Annotated in this window: 9 protein-coding genes, 3 tRNA genes and 1 pseudogene; 7 read left to right on the top strand and 6 right to left on the bottom strand. The window is 70.6% G+C overall.

The window, feature by feature from the left end; all coding sequences use genetic code 11:
- Positions 1-11: 11 nt before the first annotated feature.
- The 4 genes from ABZ079_RS03815 to ABZ079_RS03830 all read right to left on the bottom strand — a co-directional run bounded on the left by ABZ079_RS03815 (position 12) and on the right by ABZ079_RS03830 (position 5,682).
- Positions 12-1,940 carry an ABC transporter ATP-binding protein gene (locus ABZ079_RS03815; protein ID WP_356937778.1) on the bottom strand — a complete coding sequence of 643 codons (1,929 nt, stop codon included), beginning with the start codon at positions 1,938-1,940 and terminating at the stop codon, positions 12-14.
- Positions 1,940-3,673, bottom strand: a complete 1,734-nt coding sequence (locus ABZ079_RS03820) for an ABC transporter ATP-binding protein (RefSeq protein ID WP_356937779.1) — start codon at positions 3,671-3,673, stop codon at positions 1,940-1,942. The genes ABZ079_RS03815 and ABZ079_RS03820 overlap by 1 nt, the downstream gene beginning before the upstream one ends.
- A gap of 128 nt (positions 3,674-3,801) precedes the next feature.
- On the bottom strand, positions 3,802-5,259 hold the full coding sequence (locus ABZ079_RS03825; RefSeq protein ID WP_356937780.1) for an FGGY family carbohydrate kinase: 1,458 nt from the start codon (positions 5,257-5,259) through the stop codon (positions 3,802-3,804).
- A gap of 117 nt (positions 5,260-5,376) precedes the next feature.
- On the bottom strand, positions 5,377-5,682 hold the full coding sequence (locus tag ABZ079_RS03830; RefSeq protein WP_356937781.1) for a YtxH domain-containing protein: 306 nt from the start codon (positions 5,680-5,682) through the stop codon (positions 5,377-5,379).
- Between the two features lie 159 nt (positions 5,683-5,841).
- On the opposite strand from ABZ079_RS03830, the gene ABZ079_RS03835 reads away from it, so the two are divergent.
- The 3 genes from ABZ079_RS03835 (at position 5,842) to ABZ079_RS03845 (ending at position 6,246) form a co-directional block, all read left to right on the top strand.
- Positions 5,842-5,914 (top strand) — tRNA-Asn (locus ABZ079_RS03835).
- A gap of 6 nt (positions 5,915-5,920) precedes the next feature.
- Positions 5,921-5,993 (top strand) — tRNA-Asn (locus ABZ079_RS03840).
- Between the two features lie 176 nt (positions 5,994-6,169).
- A tRNA-Ile gene (locus tag ABZ079_RS03845) sits at positions 6,170-6,246 on the top strand.
- Positions 6,247-6,642: 396 nt separating this feature from the next.
- Here the strand turns inward: ABZ079_RS03845 and ABZ079_RS03850 are convergent.
- Positions 6,643-6,735: pseudogene (locus ABZ079_RS03850) on the bottom strand (type II toxin-antitoxin system YoeB family toxin); the annotation flags it as partial.
- A 160-nt stretch (positions 6,736-6,895) separates the two neighbouring features.
- Between ABZ079_RS03850 and ABZ079_RS03855 the strand changes: the two are divergent.
- From ABZ079_RS03855 to fxsT, 4 genes are all read left to right on the top strand, one after another.
- Complete coding sequence (locus ABZ079_RS03855) at positions 6,896-8,575, top strand: SWIM zinc finger family protein (RefSeq protein WP_356937782.1); 1,680 nt, start codon at positions 6,896-6,898, stop codon at positions 8,573-8,575.
- Positions 8,576-9,022: 447 nt separating this feature from the next.
- Positions 9,023-10,477, top strand: coding sequence for a hypothetical protein (locus ABZ079_RS03860; protein ID WP_356937783.1), 1,455 nt, complete (start codon positions 9,023-9,025; stop codon positions 10,475-10,477).
- Positions 10,474-11,604 (top strand): MoxR family ATPase, encoded by a 1,131-nt coding sequence (locus ABZ079_RS03865; RefSeq protein ID WP_356937784.1) that lies wholly within the window; start codon positions 10,474-10,476, stop codon positions 11,602-11,604. The genes ABZ079_RS03860 and ABZ079_RS03865 overlap by 4 nt, the downstream gene beginning before the upstream one ends.
- Positions 11,604-16,121, top strand: coding sequence for an FxSxx-COOH system tetratricopeptide repeat protein (gene fxsT / locus ABZ079_RS03870; protein WP_356937785.1), 4,518 nt, complete (start codon positions 11,604-11,606; stop codon positions 16,119-16,121). The genes ABZ079_RS03865 and fxsT overlap by 1 nt, the downstream gene beginning before the upstream one ends.
- A gap of 51 nt (positions 16,122-16,172) precedes the next feature.
- On the opposite strand, the gene ABZ079_RS03875 is transcribed toward fxsT, so the two are convergent.
- Positions 16,173-17,519 (bottom strand): cation:proton antiporter, encoded by a 1,347-nt coding sequence (locus ABZ079_RS03875; protein ID WP_356937786.1) that lies wholly within the window; start codon positions 17,517-17,519, stop codon positions 16,173-16,175.
- Positions 17,520-17,595 lie beyond the last annotated feature (76 nt).

The raw sequence follows: 17,595 nt of genomic DNA on the forward strand, positions 1-17,595 counted from the left end.
GCCCCCCGTGCCTAGTCCACCTCGGCCACAGCCTGCGCGAACTGCGCCTTGTACAGCCGCGCGTACGGCCCGTCGGCCGCCAACAGCTCCGTGTGCGCTCCCTGTTCGACGATGGACCCGTTCTCCATCACGAGGATCGTGTCCGCGTCCCGGATCGTCGACAGCCGGTGCGCGATCACGAACGACGTCCGCCCGGCCGCCAGCTTGGCCATCGCCTTCTGGATCAGCACCTCGGTGCGGGTGTCCACGGAACTCGTCGCCTCGTCCAGCACCAGGATCACCGGATCGGACAGGAACGCCCGTGCGATGGTGATGAGCTGCTTCTCACCGGCGCTGACACCCGTGCCCTCGTCGTCGATCACGGTGTCGTACCCGTCGGGCAGGGTCCGGATGAACCGGTCGGCGTGCGCGGCCCGCGCGGCCTCCTCGATCTCGCCCCGGGTGACCTCCCGCGCGGCGCCGTACGCGATGTTCTCAGCGATGGTGCCGCCGAACAGCCAGGTGTCCTGGAGCACCATGCCGATCCCGGACCGGAGTTCGTCCCGGGTCATCTTCCGGATGTCCACCCCGTCGAGGGTGATCCGCCCGCCGGAGACGTCGTAGAACCGCATCAGCAGGTTGACCAGCGTGGTCTTGCCCGCGCCGGTCGGGCCGACGATGGCGACCGTTTCCCCCGGTTCCACGGTGAGCGACAGGTCCTCGATCAGCGGCTTCTCCGGGTCGTACCGGAACGCCACCTGCTCGAGCCGCACCCGCCCGCGCAGTTCCTGCGGCCGCTCGCCCGGTACCGGATCCGCCTCCTGCTCCTCCGCGTCCAGGAGTTCGAAGATCCGCTCGGCCGAGGCGACACCGGACTGCACGAGGTTCGCCATCGACGCGACCTGCGTCAGCGGCATGGAGAACTGCCGCGAGTACTGGATGAACGCCTGGACATCGCCGATGGACAGGGTGCCGGACGCGACCCTGAGGCCGCCGACGACCGCGACCAGCACGTAATTGATGTTCGATACGAACATCATCAGCGGCTGCATCACACCGCTGTTGAACTGCGCCTTGAACCCTGCCTCGTACAGCGCCTCGTTCTGCTCGGCGAACTGCCTCGCCGACTCCTCCTGCCGCCCGAACACCTTCACCAGGGTGTGCCCGGTGTACATCTCCTCCACGTGCGCGTTGAGCTTGCCGGTGGAGCGCCACTGCTGCACGAAGTGCGGCTGCGACCGCTTGCCGACCCGGGTGGCCACCACGAACGACAGCGGCACGGTGGCGAGGGCGACCAGCGCGAGGATCCAGGAGACGTAGAACATCATCACGAGCACGCCGACGATGGTCAGCAGCGAGTTGATCAGCTGGCCCATCGACTGCTGGAGCGTCTGCCCGATGTTGTCGATGTCGTTGGTGGCGCGGGACAGCACCTCGCCGCGCTGGCGCTTGTCGAAGTACGACAGCGGCAGCCGCGACAGCTTCCCCTGTACGGCCTCCCGCAGCCGGTACATCGTCCGGTTCACGGCCCGGTTGGTCAGCCTGGTCGCGACCGCCATCAGCAGGCCGGCGACCAGGAACGTACAGAGCGCGAACAGCAGGACGCTCCCGACGGCACCGAAGTCGATGCCCTTGCCGGGGGTGAAGTCGGTGCTCTTCAGCATGTCCGCGATCTGCCCCTGGCCGCGCTCGTGCATCGACCGGAGCACCTGCTCCTTGCTGGCCCCGGCCGGCATCTGCCGGCCGATGATGCCCGCGAAGACCAGGTCGGTGGCCTTGCCGAGGATCTTCGGGCCGATCACGGTCAGGCCCACGCTGGCGACCGTACAGAACAGCAGGCCGTAGAGGGTGAGCCGTTCGGGCTTGAACTGGGCGATGAGCCGCTTGCCCGATCCCTTGAAGTCCATCGAGCGCTGGTCCGGGCCGCCCCCGGCCATCATGCGTCCCATGGGCCCGGCCATCAGGCGGCCTCCGCTTCCGTCAGCTGGGAGAGCACGATCTCCCGGTAGGTCTCGTTGGATGCCATCAGCTCGTGATGCCGGCCGAAGCCGACGACCCGGCCCTCGTCCAGCACGATGATCCGGTCGGCGTCCCGGATGGTCGCCACCCGCTGGGCGACGATGACGACGGTCGCCTCGGCGGTCTCCTCGGCGAGCGCGCCGCGCAGCGCCGCGTCCGTGGCGTAGTCGAGAGCGGAGAAGGAGTCGTCGAAGAGGTAGATCTCCGGGCGCTGCACCAGCGTGCGGGCGATGGCGAGACGCTGCCGCTGACCGCCCGACACGTTCGTGCCGCCCTGCGCGATCGGGGCGTCGAGCCCGCCCTCCAGCTTTCGCACGAAGTTCCCCGCCTGTGCCACCTCCAGCGCGTGCCACAGCTCCTCGTCGGTGGCGTCCGGATTGCCGTAGCGGAGGTTGGTGGCGACCGTGCCCGCGAACAGGTACGGCCTCTGCGGCACGAGCCCGACCGTCCGCGCCAGCAGCTCCGGGCCGACGTTCCGCACGTCCACGCCGTTGACCAGCACCTCGCCCTCGGTGGCGTCGAACAGCCTGGGGACGAGCCCGAGCAGCGTCGACTTGCCGCTGCCGGTGGAGCCGATCACGGCCGTCGTCTCACCCGGCCGGGCCTCCAGGTCGATGGACTTCAGCACCGGTTCCTCGGCACCCGGATAGCGGAAGCCCGCGCCCCGGATCTCCAGGTGCCCGTGCCGGCGCAGCTCGGTGACCGGCGCCACCGGCGGCACCACGCTGGAGTCGGTCTCCAGAACCTCCTGGATGCGCTCGGCACACACCTCGGCGCGCGGCACCATCATGAACATGAACGTGGCCATCATCACAGACATGACAATCTGCATCAGATAGGCCAGGAACGCGGTCAGATCACCGATCGCCATCCCGCCGCTGTCGATCCGATGGGCACCGAACCACACGACCGCGATCGACGACACGTTCACCACTGTCATGACGATCGGGAACATCAGCGCGAGCATCCGGCCGGTGGCCAGCTGCATCTCGGTCAGCTCGCCGTTGGCCCTCCCGAACCGGCCCTGCTCGTACTCGTCCCGGACGAAGGCGCGGATCACCCGGTTGCCGGTGATCTGCTCGCGCAGCACCCGGTTCACCGTGTCGAGCCGGACCTGCATGGTGCGGAACAGCGGCCGCAGCCGCCGCACGATCAGCGTCACAGAGATGCCGAGCACCGGGACGACCGCGACGAGCACCGCGGACAGCGGCACGTCCAGCCCGAGGGCGAGCACGATACCGCCGACACACATGATGGGCGCCGACACCATCAGGGTGAACGTCATCAGGGCCAGCATCTGGACCTGCTGTACGTCGTTCGTCGTACGGGTGATGAGCGAGGGCGCCCCGAAGTGACCCACCTCACGGGCGGAGAAGGACTGCACCCGGTCGAAGACCGCGCCGCGCACGTCCCGGCCGAGCGCCGAGGCGGTCCGGGCACCGTAGTACACGGCACCGATGTTGCACACGACCTGCGCCAGCGAGATGCCGATCATCAGGGCGCCGAAGGACAGGATGTAACCCGTGTCGCCCTTCACGACACCGTTGTCGATGATGTCGGCGTTCAGCGTGGGCAGGTAGAGGGTGGCGCAGGTCTGCAGGAACTGCAGCGCCACCAGGAAGGCGATGGGTTTCTTATAGGGCCTGAGATAGGTCCGTAGAAGTCGTATGAGCACGCTACGTCTCTCGGAGTCGGCGGTAGGGGCGGGGTGTGCCCCTGCCCCTATCGTTGAACACTCCACCCGCGTTACCTCAAGCGATTAACCCGACCAGCGGCACGCTCACGGGCCGGCGGTCCTCGGCGTTACAGGTGGAAGGCCCCGGGGTGGGTCTGCTCCCGCACCGCCGTGAACTGCTGCCGCACCGCCTGCCCCACCGCCAGTTCGTCGCCCGGCTCCAGCACCTGCGCCGCCGCGCCCTGCCAGGCCGGCGGGGTGCGCGGGTCGCGTCCGCCCTGCGACACCCCGAGCGCCCATGCGGCCTGCCGGGCCGCGCCGATCGCCGCGTAGTCCGCGGGCTGCGGTACGACGACCTGCGTGCCGAACAGCGACGGCGCCGCGGCCTGCACGGCGGACAACTCGGCGGCCGGCCCGAGCAGGAAGATCCGCCGCACCTCCACGCCCCGCCCGCGCAGCACGTCCAGCGCGTCGGCGAGCCCGCACAGCATGCCCTCGAACGCCGCCCGCGCCAGATGCTCGGGCTTCATCGACTCGCGTCGCAGCCCGGCGAGCGTCCCCGCGGTGTGCGGCAGATTCGGCGTCCGCTCGCCCTCCAGATAGGGGAGCAGCACCAGCCCATGGGCCCCCGGCGTGGACTTCATCGCCAGCTCGGACAGGCTCTCCAGGTCCGGCAGCCCGAGGAGTTCGGCGGTGCCGCGCAGGGCCCGCACCGCGTTCAGGGTGGTGACGACCGGCAGGTGCATGCCGGTGGCGTCGGCGAGGGAGGTGATCATCCCGGAGTGGTCGGCGAGCGCCTCCGGGTGCACGGCCATCACGGACCCGGACGCCCCGAGGGACACGACCGCGTCCCCGAGCCCGATCCCGAGGCCGAACGCGGCGGCCATGGTCTCCCCGGTCCCGGCCGAGATCAGCAGCCCCTCCGGCGTCGTACCGGCCGCATCCGCCGGGCCGATCACCTCGGGCAGCATCGTCTGGTGCCCGAGGGCCAGCTCGACCAGGTCGGGCCGGTAGGCGCCGGTGGCCGCGGACCAGTACCCGGTGCCCGAGGCGCCACCACGGTCGGTGGTCCGCCGCACGGGCCGCCCGAGCAGCTGCCAGACCAGCCAGTCATGGGCCTGGAGCAGTACGGCCGTCCGCAGCGCGTTCTCGGGTTCGTTCTTGGCGAGCCAGCGCAGCTTGGTCACGGGCTGCGCGGCCTGCGGCACACACCCCACCGCCTGCGCCCAGGCCTCCCTGCCGCCCAGCGCGTCGACGAGGTCGGCGGCCGCGACCTGCGCCCGCTTGTCGCCGCCGACCAGCGCCGGGCGCACGGTGTTGCCCTGGGCGTCCAGCGGGACCAGCGCGTTCTGCTGCGCGGACACGCCGATGGCCTGCACGCCTTCCAGCAGGCCGCCCCCCGCGGCCTCGCCCAGGGACAGCAGCCAGGCCTGCGGATCCACGTCGCTGGGCCGTCCGCCCCCGCCGTCCCGTGCCTCGACCGGATGCGGGGCATACCCCTGCCTGAGCACGGCGCCCGTGTCCGTGTCGCAGACGACGATGCGAGTGAAATCGGGCGAGCTGTCCAACCCGGCGACTATCCCCATACCGAGAATTTTGCCGTACCGCCGCGCCGGCTTTGGCCGAGGGCGCTCAGGGGGAGGGCTGCGCCCGTCGTTCGGCGGGTGCGGGCCGTGGGAGGGGGCCTCACGAGAGAAGTGCACCTACGTGTTGCTGGTGCCCCAGTCGTCCTCCGCCGTTCCGTTGATGTTGCGTTCCCGCAGGGAGCGGACTCGCTGGGCGACCGAGGCCGGGACGCGGTCGCCGACCTTGTCGCTGACCGTGTGGAAGGCCTTGCCCGCGTACACGCGGCCCTGCTGGGCGGCGGTCTCGGCGGTGTTGCGGACGGCGGGGTTCTGCGCGATCTGCCGAGCGGACTTCTTCAGCTGCTCGTAGCGCTCGCGTCCGGCCCTTGTGCCTAGTACGTAACCGAGGGCCAGTCCGGCGACGAACGTGAGCCGGTAGCGCATGGCTGCCACCCTTTCCTTGCCTAGGTCTCTGGTGCGGCGTCGGCGCCAGGGGATACCGATTGGCGGAGCACCCCCCTGCTTGCGCTAATGTATGTGTCGCAGCGAGCGCCCGCCCACTGGCGAATACCCAGGTAGGCACGTTCGATGCAATCGAGGCGATCCTCCGTAGCTCAATTGGCAGAGCAGCCGGCTGTTAACCGGCAGGTTACTGGTTCGAGTCCAGTCGGGGGAGCTTCGGTCCTCCGTAGCTCAATTGGCAGAGCAGCCGGCTGTTAACCGGCAGGTTACTGGTTCGAGTCCAGTCGGGGGAGCACGCTGAACGAGGGCCCCTCAGGGGTCCTTTTTCATGTCCGCGGGAACCGCCGCGCCTGCGGCGATGTCCTCAAGGCCATGAGCAGCGCGGAAGCCGACCATCCGAAGCAGGAGATCGTATGAGCGGCTATGCTGCGGCAGACGGCGCGCACACATGTACGCGACACGCCGCTATGGGGCGGTAGCTCAGCCGGTTAGAGCAGCGGACTCATAATCCGTCGGCCGTGGGTTCGAGTCCCACCCGCCCCACCAAGCGCAGGTCGGAGAAACGTTCTGACCTGCGCAAACGTTTCTTCGGGTGGCCGGGTTCGGGACTCTGGGGCGACGGATCCACCCCGCTGGCCGTTGCTTCGGTGAACGCATGGGGCTTGGGACGCGTCTGTGCTGACCTGCGGTGATGAAGTGACCGGCGTCCAAGCGGGCGGGGCCTACAGCCAGGCGGCAGGTGGCGTCAGGTCGCTGGCAGAGGCGGAGAGCATCGTTCGGTCGCCTCGGCGCGCGGGCTCGCCTCGTGGGCCGGGCTCACCTCGGCGGTGCGGATCTCGAACCGCAGCGTGTGTGTTCTCGCGCGCTGGGCTGCCGCGGTGCTGGGGGCGCCGCCTCAGCGTTATGCGCGCTTCGGGACCGGCGAAGCTTCCTCGGGCCGTGTCAGTAGTGGTATCGAGCCTGGACGACGATCAACTCCTCGTCGGTCGGCCTGTACACGAGCCGGTGTGTGTCGTCGATTCTCCGGGACCGGTAGCTATGGCACGAGTCTTGATCGGTCCACAAGGCAGCCCCAGTCGAGCCCGACGCGCCTCAGCTCGGGATGGGCACCGAGAGCATCGCTTGCGGCCCCTCATGGGGGGATGGCTGAGATCTTCGGGACTCCCCGACCCGCCTTCCGCGGTTGCATACCGGTGTGGCACCGGAAGTGGTGGGGTTCGGCGAGGACGATGTGAGGGCGCTGGCCGGGACTCGGTCCTTCGAGCGAGGGCTGGGGTACCTGGACGCGGTGAGCGGGCTGGAGGTGGGGGAGGGCTCGGTCACCGCGGTGGTGCACGGTACGGATGTCTACGAGGTGCAGCTCACCCTCGGCGGTGACGGGCTCTCGGGGTGGTGCGACTGCCCGTACGGGCAGGAGGGCAACTTCTGCAAGCACTGTGTGGCGGTCGGGCTGACCGTGCTGCGGCGGGCGAAGACCATCCCGCACCAGCGAGCCGCGGCACGGGCGCGGACTTCCGGCTTGGAGGCGTGGCTTTCGGCGCTGTCACGTGACGAACTCCTGGCGCTGGTGCGGGAGCAGGTTGCCGAGGACCGGGAGCTGCGTCGGCGCTTGGAGCTGCGGGCCGCCGCTGCTCGTTCCGACCTCGGTACGGTCCGGGAGCGGATCATGGTCCTGATCGATCCACGGCCGTTCGCCCGGTACGGGTACGTCGAGTACGCGGATGCCGCGGGGTATGGGCGACAGGTGGCCGAGGCGGCGGCCGCGCTGCGCGCCCTGACCACCGACGGGCAGGCGGCGCAGGCGGTCGGTCTGGCCGAGGAGGCGATCCGGGTGCTGGGGAAGGACTACGGGGACATCGACGACTCCGACGGGGTGGTCGGGCAGGCCGCCGCCGCGGTGGCCGAGGCCCATCTGGAGGCCTGTCGAGTCGCCCGACCCGATCCGAAGCGGCTGGCAGAGTGGCTGGCCGGCACGGTGCTCGACGACAGCAATGACGTGACGGACCTGGATCCGCTCGACTACGCCGACGTCCTGGGCTCGAGCGGACTGGCCCGCATGCGGCAGCTGGCGAACGAGGCATTCCGGAGCGGGCCGTCCGGCTGGGCGGCGCGGTACCTGATGGAACGCCTGGTCAAGGCGGAAGGCGAGGTCGACGCGCTGGTCGCGCTGCACGCGCAGGACCTCGACCCGTCCGGTGCCACACATCTGCTCATCGCCGAGGAACTGGAATCGGCAGGCCGCGCGGACGAGGCGCTCGCCTGGGCGGAGCGGGGGCTGCGGGACTGCGCCACCGAGACGTACATCGACGGCCGTCTGGTCGACTACGTGTGCGTGCGGTACGCGAAGGCGGGGCGGGCGGCCGACGCGGTCGCGGTGCGCCGGGACCGGTTCCGTCACGAGCGGTCCCTGGCCGCCTACCGGCAGCTGCGTTCCGCCGCCCGGGCTGCGGACTGCTGGGAGGCCGAGCGCGCGGCGGCGCTGGCCACCTTGGAGGAGGACGCCCGTCGTGAGCAGGGCGGCCGATACGGCGGGCCGGTGCTGATCGACGCGTTGCTCGACGACGGCGACCTGGACGCCGCCTGGCGTGAGGCGGCCGGCCGCGCGGACGACCGGCAGTGGGAGCGACTCGCCGACCTGTCGCGCGAGATGTGCCCGGCCGAGGCGCTCGGCGTGTACCTGCGGCTGGTCGAGCGATCGAAGGAGCCGACCGGCGACCGCGCCTACGAGCACCTGGCACGGCTGCTGCTGGGTGCACGTGAGTGCCATCGTGCCCTGGGGACCGAGGACCCGTTCACCGCATATCTCGCCGGCCTGCGGACGGAACTGAAACGCAGGCGCAAGCTGATGACCATCCTCGACCGGTACGGGCTGTGAAGCGGGTGCGGTCCCGGCGCCCGCTCACTGCGTGCCGGACGGCGCTTCTGATTCCCTGAGGCCGATCATGCGTACGGGCTGTCCGGTCGCACGGGCGATCGCCTCGAAGTCACGGTCGTGGTGGAGCAGTGTTCACGCCCGGACACCACCCGGCCCGACCAGCCCACACCCCTTGCCGGGGACCTTGAAGGCGGCGTCCACCCGCGTCGGGGCCGGAGCCGGTGCGCCGGCTCCCCCGGGCAGATCGCGGTCACCGGGTGGCATCCGGCCGCTGCGCAGGGTGGCGACGTGTCAGGCCGGCGCCATACCCTGGGCACAGGGCGGCGAAGCCCGACCACCCCGCTCCGACGAGGAGTTGGGGAGGCCGCGGCCGAGACGGGGGGACGTTTGTACAGCGAAGGAAATGGCGGTCACACGCCAGGACTCGAGCGTGAGCTGGTTGATCAGATGTGCGCGGTGACGGGACTCGATGCACCGGAGGGGCGCGATCTCTTGATCAGTATGCTGGCGAGCCGGTTACCCGAGTTAGGCGACATCCGGCGGCACGGCCGGACGCGGCTCGAGATGCTGGAGATCGTCCGCGCATGCCTGCAGGAGCCTCGCGGGCTGCCCGAGCTGCTCGCCACCCTGCACGACTACGCGCCCCATTCGCCTCCCGTGCTCAGGATGCGGGAACTCGTCGTCGCCTCCCCGGTGCTGGCGGTCCTGTCCGAAGCCGAGTTACGGGAGGCGCACTCGCTGTTGGCCCGTGTCCGTCATCTCGACGTGCGGGGTGTGCTGTACGCGGCGGCCGGTGACCTGACGCTCCGGGACCAGCGGGTGTCCACCCTTGGGGAGGCCTTCGACCTCCTCGCCGGGGTCAACGCCCGCGCCGACGGCCTGCTCCCCGTGATGGCACTGGTCGAGCACGTGCTCGCGGCGCTCGAGGAGTCCGACGTCCACCGGCCCGTCGCCGACGGCCTGCGCGACTGGAACGACGCCCAGGCCGCCAAGCTCGGCCTGGGTGCGCAGCTCAAGGCGTTGCGCGCGGAGATCGCTCAGGGCCCGGCGGCACAACCGGCTCCCGCCTGCCTCGTTATCCAGCTGAGCAGACACGGGATGAGCCCGGACCGGTATCTGCTGTCGTACTGGCATCAGATACGTCCGGGCCCCTGGCGGCCGGAGCGGGGAGAGGACCAGATCGTGGCCCTGAGCGACGTGGAGGCCACCGTCGAGCGGCTGGTCGTCCGCGCCGAGAAGGAGTGGGCCGGCCGCCCCGGCCGGCCGGTGCTGGAGTTCGTCCTGCCCTTCCATCTGCTGAACCAACCGATGGAGTGGCTGCCGATGGCCTCGCAGTCCCCCTCCGCGACCGCCCTGTGCCTGAGTTATCCGGTGGTGCTCCGCAGCCTTGAGCGCATGCGGGCCCGAGAGTTCCACCGGCGGTGGCACAACCGCTGGCAGCAGATGATGGACGACGCCGGCATCGTCTGCCACTGGGACACCACCGGCCGGCGCGGCCACGACCCCGTCCAGTGGACCAGCAGGCTGACCGCCGACGAGCGGCTGGTCTCCGTCGCGCTCAACGCGCCTCCGCTGCCGGGACCCGGCGGCAGCCAGGCCTCGCTGGAGGCCGCCCTGCGCGCCGGGGTGCCCCTGGCGGTCTGGGACCGCCGGCCGACGCCACCGGGTGAGTTCAAGAGACGGGTCAAAAAGCTGATCAAAGGAAAGGCCATCGAACTGCCGGAGCGAGTCCAGAAGTTGCGGAACGAGGCGGCCACCGCCGCCGCGTCGCAACGGGATGCGCACGCAGGCCGCCATCTCGCGGTTCTCTTCGACGACCCGAACCGCATCGTCGACTGGTCATCCCCAGGGACGGACCCCGGGAGCGCGCGTGGCGGACACAACGCCGAGGGGGATTCATGAGCGGTGTCCATCACCCGGTCCACAGCACCGGGAAGGGAGGGCCCGTCAGCAGCCGCAGCTGGTGGATCTACCGAGGCACCGGGCAGCCGTTGACCGACATCCGCCTCGCCGACATACTGCCCCCGCCGCCGGCCTGGAGGAACTTCGACGGCGGCCCGGTTCTGCCGCCCGTGCCCGCCGAGAGCTCCGAGACCGACCGCCGGCTCGGTGCCCTGGGCCGCGCCACCCCCCGGCAGAACACGCATGACATCGACATGATCAACACGGCCCTGCTGCTGCGCCGTCCGCTACTCGTGACGGGCCGGCCCGGCATCGGCAAGTCGACGCTGGCCTACCTCGTCGCGCGCGAGCTGGGCCTCGGCCGCGTACTGCACTGGGGAATCACCTCCCGGAGCACCCTGCGCTCCGGTCTGTACGAGTACGACGCCATCGGCCGGGCCCAGGCCTCCCTCGGGCGTGGCCCGGCCGGTGCCCCGATGCCGCCCGGAGTACCGGGCACCCCCGGCGGCACAGCCGAGCCGGCCGCGGACGGCGGCAGCGGCGGGGGACCACGGATCGGGGACTTCGTGCGGCTGGGCCCCCTGGGCACCGCGCTCCTGCCGTACGAGCTGCCCCGCGTTCTGCTCATCGACGAGCTGGACAAGAGCGACATCGATCTGCCCAGTGACCTCCTGCACGTGCTGGAGAACGGCTCGTATGACATCCCGGAGCTGGTCCGCGCCCGTCAGTGGGAGAGGCACGCGCAGGTGTTCACGGACGACCCGGACGGCACGGTCACCGTGACCGACGGCCGGGTACGGTGCCGGGCCTTCCCGTTCGTCGTCATCACCAGCAACGGAGAACGGCAGTTCCCGCCGGCCTTCCTCCGCCGCTGCGTCAGGCTGAATGTCTCACCGCCGCGCGAGGAACAGCTCGCCGCGATGATCGCGGCCCACTTCCGGGACCAGGACGGCCGGCACGACGCCCTGATCCGCGCGTTCGTGGAGCGCAGCCGGGAGAACGGGGGACTGGCCACGGACCAGTTGCTGAACGCCGTCTTCCTGCGGACGGCCGGCGTCCGTGAGGAAGACGAGTCCTGGGAAGCGCTGCTGGACGCTCTGTGGCGTGAACTGTCGGGGGCGCCCTGATGGGTGAGGACCCGCGTCCGTACCCGGAACCCTTCGAGCTGGCGGAGGCGCTGTGGCTGCACGCGTACCAGACGATGGCGGCCCGGCTGCCCTCGTCCGCCCGTCCGCCACAGCCCCGGCCGCCGACGCTGTCAGGGCTCTCCGGACCGCTTGAAGCGCCAGGGTGGTTCCCGACGGGCGCGGCCGTGCCCGACGACGTGCCCGGCGCGACGGCAGACCACGCGGGGACGGACCAAACGGGGGCCGACCGCGCGGCAGCCGGAACGGCGGACCGCGCGACGGACGAGGGGGCCGGTGACGCGCGGCCGGAGCCGTCACCGCCGGGCGGCCCGGCCCGGGTGCCGTTGCGGCTGCTGTCCGCGGCATCGGCGGTGTCCGTGCCCGGGCCCGAGCGGGAGTTCCAGGTCGCGTACCTCCGGGCCGAGGAGGCCGCGCCAGGGCCGGATCTGCGCGACGCGCCGGAGATCAGCCGCCGGCTGCGGCCGCTGAAACAGTTGGTGCCCTCGGCGTTCGACATCGAACTGGACGAGGAGGCCACCGCCGAGCACGCCGCCGAGGACGGCCTCTGGCTGCCCTACATCCGGTCGGCGGACGAACGCCGCTTCGATCTGGTGCTGGTGGTGGACGATCACCCGACCATGGTGATCTGGCAGCAGACGATCACGGAGTTCACCGCCGTGGCGGAGCAGCTGGGGGCCTTCCGTGATGTGCGGGTGCGCCGGCTGGGCCCGCGCGAGGGCCACGAGGACGGGGAAGCGGTGCTGCTCGGCCCGTACGGGGACGACGACCCCATCGGTGTGCCCGGCGAGCTGGTGGACCAGACGGGCCGCCGGATCATCCTGGTACTCACCGACGGCCTGGGGCCGTTGTGGCGGACCGGGGCCGGCCGGAGGGCGTTGCAGCTATGGTCGGCGGCCGGGCCGGTGGCGGTGGTGCATCTGCTGTCCCAGCGGGACTGGCACCGCACCGCCCTGGTGCCCCGTCGGGTGCGGCTGCACAGCCCGCGCGTGGGGGCCCGCAACACCGAACTGTCCGTGGACTTCCCGGCGGAGCAGCGCGACCCGTTCGACCCGCCACCCGACAAGTGGACGGTGGCCGTCCCCGTGCTGGAGCTGGACGCCGACTGGCTGGGCCGGTGGGCCGGTCTCGTGGCCGGTGAGGAGTCCGGCTGGGTCGACGCCTCCGTGCTGCTGCTGGGCGTTGCGGACCGGCCCGGACCGGATGTCTCCGAGCCCCCGTTCACACCTCCGGCGCCCTCGGTGCGGGAGCGCATCCGGCGCTTTCGCAGCCACGCCACACCCACCGCTTTCCGGCTGGCCACCCATCTGGCCGCCGCGATCCTCGAACCCCGCCTGGTGCGGGACGTACAGCGCAAGCTGGTGCCGGAAGCCCAACCGGTTCATCTCGCCGAGCTGTTCCTGAGCGGTCTGCTCGAGCAGACGCCGCCCGGCGAACCGCAGGGTGACGACTCCCGCATCCCCCTGGACTTCGTCGACGGCGCGCGCGAGGAGTTGCTGTCCGCCGCCATGCGCGCGGACACCGCCCGGGTGGTGAGTTCGGTGTCCGATTTCTACGGTGACCGTTTCGAGGCGGCCCGTCGGTTGCACGGCGCACTGCTCGCCCCGGAAGAGGTGCCTGATCCTCCGGTGACGGCGGAGAGCCTGCCGTTCGTGCGCGTGGAACTGGCCGTTCTCCGTGCCCTCTCAGGGCCTTACCTGCTCCGCGCCCGACGGATCAGCGCAGCTCTGGAAGGGGCTCTGCCTGGAGCGTCGATCACGCGGAACAAGGAGCGGATAGTCCACGATGTCAGTAATGAACACATAAATTCCGACACGGACGGCCTGAACATGACCGACACCACTGCCCATCAGCATCAGCGTGAAGACGGGTCCACCCCGAACAGGACCCCGGTCAAGGGGATCCCGGTCCCGAACTCCGACGGGCGGCCGGGCGCGGAGTCCTCATCTCATGGCACACAGGTCCCGGGCCCGGCCGCACAGCGATCCTCCCAGCTCCAGCCGCGCACCTCCGTGCCTGCCGTCTGGGGCAACATCCCCCCGAACAACCCCAATTTCGTCGGACGGGAGGATCTGCTCGCGCAAGTACGGGAGCAGCTGGTGACCGGCGACACCTCTGCCGTGCTGCCGCACGCCCTGCACGGCATGGGCGGTGTCGGAAAGTCGCAGATCGCCATCGAATACGTGTACCGGTATGCGTCCGAGTACGACGTCGTGTGGTGGATCCCGTCCGAACAGCCCACGATGATCCTCACCGCCCTCACCGAACTCGCCCACCAGCTCGGCCTGAACGTGAGCAGCGAAGCCAACCGGGCCGTCCCCGCGGTCCGCGAGGCACTGCGCCGCGGCCATCCGTACGACCGATGGCTCCTGGTGTTCGACAACGCGGAGAACGTCGAGGCCGTACGTCCCTACTTCCCGACCGGCGGCACCGGGAAGATCCTCATCACCTCCCGCAACCAGGAGTGGGACCGGGTGGCCAGGACGCTGTCCGTCGACGTCTTCACCCGCGAGGAGAGCAAGGCACTGCTCCGCCGCCGTGCCCGCGACCTGAGCGACGGCGACGCCGACCGGCTCGCCGAGGCCCTGGGCGACCTGCCGCTCGCCATCGAGCAGGCGGCGGCCTGGCAGGCGGTCACCGGGATGTCCGTGCCGGAGTACCTGCGGCTGATCAACGAGAAGATCGCCGAGCTGATGCTCGAACTCGTTCCCTCGCCGGACTATCCCATGTCGGTGGCCGCGGCCTGGGACGTCTCGCTGCGCCAGCTCGAGCAGCGCAACCCCACGGCGCTCCAGCTCCTCCAGGTCTCCTCCTTCTTCGCTCCCGAGCCGATCTCCCGGAGCCTGTTCAACAACGCGCGGAGCACCACCATCGCCCCCGAACTGGACGCGGCTCTGCGCGACCCGATCAAACTCGGCCGGGCCATCCGCGAGATCAACGTCTACGCCCTGGCCCGTATCGAGCACCGGCACGACACCATCCAGCTGCACCGTCTCGTCCAGGCGGTGCTGGTCAACCGCATGTCCCCGCAGCAGCAGGCGGACATGCGGCACGGTGCGCACCTGCTCCTCGCCGACGCAAACCCCAACAGCCCCGGCTCGCGGGAACTCTGGCCGCGGTACCAGGCGCTGCTGCCGCACGTGGTGGTGTCACGGGCCGTGGAATGCGAGTCGCCCTGGGTGCGCTGCCTGGTACGAGGCATCGTGGAGTTCCTCTACATCTGGGGCGACCACGACGGCGCGGCGTCGATGGCCCGCGAGGCACTGGAGATCTGGACCGAGAAGTACGGCGCCGAGGACCAGCAGACGCTGGAGATGGCCAAGTGGCTGGCCTTCATCCTGCGCGTGCTCGGTGAGTACCGCGAAGCCGCCGAGATGATGCAGCGCACCGCCGACATCTACATCCGGATCGCGGGCGAGGACGACGAGGGCACCCTCGACGCCCTCATCCAGCTGTGCAGCGGCCTGCGGTTGAGGGCAGAGATGGCGCGGGCGCTGGACATCAACCGGTCGGTCTACGAACGCTCACTGCGGGCCTTCGGGGAGGACGACCCGGCCACGCTCCGCGCGGCCCACAGCCTGGGCGTCGGCCTGCGGCTGATGGGCCTGTACAAGGAGGCACGGGAATACGACACGGAGACGGCCCGGCTGCGCGCTCTCACGCTCGGCGAGAACCACCTCGACACCCTGAGCACCCTCAGCGGACTGTCCATCGACATGCGCGAGAGCGGCGACTACCCGGGAGCCGTCGTCCATCAGGAGGACGTCTACGCCCGCTATGTCGACAACTACGGCGAGGACAACCCCGCCAGCGTCAGCTGCGCCCGCGTTCTGGCGGTGTGCCGCCGGCGCGCGGGGGACCACGACGGGGCGCTGCGACTCGGGGAACTGGCGTTGTCGAAGTTCGAGAGCCGCTACGGCGCCGACCACCCGGACGCCGTCGCCTGCGCGGCCAACCTGGTCAACGACCTCCGGCAGGACGGCCAGTTGAGGCGCTCCCGGGAACTGGGCGAGGCCACCATCGCCCGCTACGCGGCGAAGCTCGGCAGCGCCCATCCCTACACCTTGTCGGCCCGTACGAACGTGGCCATCACCCTGCGCCATCTGGGAGACCTCGACGCCGCCGGGGAACACCTCGCCGCGGCGCTGCCGGGCCTGCGCGAGTCGCTGGGCGACGAGCACATCCTCACCCTGACCACCGTCATCGGTATGGCCACCCAGCACAGCGCCCACGAGCGTCATGCGGAAGCCCTGGAACTGGACCGGCAGGCCCTGGAGGTCCTGACCCGGAACCACGGCGAGGACCACCCGACCACTCTCGCCTGCGCCAACAACGTGGTCCTCGACCTGCGCGCGCTGGGCCGCGAGGACGAGGCCACGGCTTTGCACACCGAGACCCTGATGCGCTTCCGCCGCACGCTCGGCGAAAGCCACCCGGCGACCGCCGCCGCCGCCAGCAGCCAGCGGGCCGAGGTCGACATCGCCCCGGTGCCCTTCTAGCTCCTCCGGCCGGCCGGAAGCCTCTCCGGCCGGCTCGACACGGCAGTGGCGCTACGGCTGGGGTGCCGGTTCGGCGTCGGCGGTGGGGGGCTGGCCCGGATCCGGTCCGGGCCGGATGTCCGGCGCCGCCTTCTGCGCACCGGTCCGGATGCCGGTATGTCCGGCCGGTGATGTGCCGGCCGGACGGCGCAGCAGCGCGAGCAACGGTCCGGTGGCCGCTGTGGTGAGGAGCGCCATGACGACCAGCAGCGCGTAGAGCCGCTCGCCGATCACCCCGGCCCGCAAGCCGACGTTCAGGACGATGAGTTCGGTCAGCCCGCGGGTGTTGAGCAGCACGCCGATCACCAGCGAATCACGCCAGGGCACGCGGGCGACGCGGGCCGACAGCGAGCCGGCGGCCACCTTCCCCACGATCGCGGCGGCACATATCACCACCAGGAGCAGCAGGTCGGACATGCGCAGTCCGCCGAGCTCGACCGCCATCCCGGAGAGCGTGAAGAACACCGGCAGCAACAGGCCGCCGGTCTCCTGGAGCGGGCGCAACAACTGGTTGTCCGGAACACCGTCGCGCTGGCGGGGCATGATGATCCCGGCCAGTAGGGCGCCGAAGATCACATGCAGCCCGAGCGCGCTGGTGGCACCGGCCGATCCGAGCGCCACGGCGACGGCGACGGGGACATGATTGGCCATCAGGGCGCCGGGTCGGTGAGTCCACCACACCAGCAGGGGCCGTACGGCGAAGAGCATCACCAGCATGTACACGGCCAGCAGCGCCACCCTGACGGTCCAGGTCTGCGCCGAGCCGTGCGCACCACCCACCAGCACCACGGCCAGCACCGGCCAGCTCAGCGCGTCGATGACACCGGCGGAGGCCATGGCGATCGTGCCCGGCCTGCTGCCGGCCAGCCCCTGGTCCCTGATGATGCTGGCCAGCACGGGAACCGCCGTGATGGACAGGGCGACCGCCATATAGAGGGTTAATGTGGCATCGACCGGATGCCCGCCGTTGGCGGAGGTGAATCCGCCGGGGAAGAGCAGGACGACTCCGGCGCCCATCAGCATGGGAATCGCGAACCCGCCCAGGGAGACGGCGGTCACCGCACCTTGACCGCGCAGTAGACGCAGGTCCAGTTCATAGCCGACCGCGAAGAGAAAGAACACCAGCGCCACTTGTGCCAGGGCGGTCAGAATGGGCTGGATCTGCTCCGGGAAGAGGGTTTCGTAAACCCGCCCCGGTGCCAGACCCAGCAGGCTGGGACCGAGTGCGATGCCTGCGAATAACTGCCCGATCACCGACGGCTGACCGAGCTTGCGGGCCGCCGCGCCCAGGGCGTGGGAGGCCGCGATCACCACCGCGAGAGCCGCGACGACGTGCGTGACCAAGGAGTCGGTGCTCACCGGCAGCCCCCTTCCGGCACGTGCCGCCCACTGTGGCACTGTCTGTACGGAGTGTAGCCGGGCCTTCGGTGGACAG

Source organism: Streptomyces sp. NPDC006314, assembly GCF_040613075.1.
GTDB lineage: Bacteria > Actinomycetota > Actinomycetes > Streptomycetales > Streptomycetaceae > Streptomyces.

What these genes read in the sequence shown, in the direction of transcription:
- ABZ079_RS03865 (WP_356937784.1), top strand. Translation starts at nt 10,474, where the DNA reads ATGAGCGGTGTCCATCACCCGGTCCACAGCACCGGGAAGGGAGGGCCC.
- fxsT (WP_356937785.1), top strand. Translation starts at nt 11,604, where the DNA reads ATGGGTGAGGACCCGCGTCCGTACCCGGAACCCTTCGAGCTGGCGGAG.
- ABZ079_RS03815 (WP_356937778.1), bottom strand. Translation starts at nt 1,940, where the DNA reads ATGGCCGGGCCCATGGGACGCATGATGGCCGGGGGCGGCCCGGACCAG.
- ABZ079_RS03830 (WP_356937781.1), bottom strand. Translation starts at nt 5,682, where the DNA reads ATGCGCTACCGGCTCACGTTCGTCGCCGGACTGGCCCTCGGTTACGTA.
- ABZ079_RS03860 (WP_356937783.1), top strand. Translation starts at nt 9,023, where the DNA reads ATGTGCGCGGTGACGGGACTCGATGCACCGGAGGGGCGCGATCTCTTG.
- ABZ079_RS03825 (WP_356937780.1), bottom strand. Translation starts at nt 5,259, where the DNA reads ATGGGGATAGTCGCCGGGTTGGACAGCTCGCCCGATTTCACTCGCATC.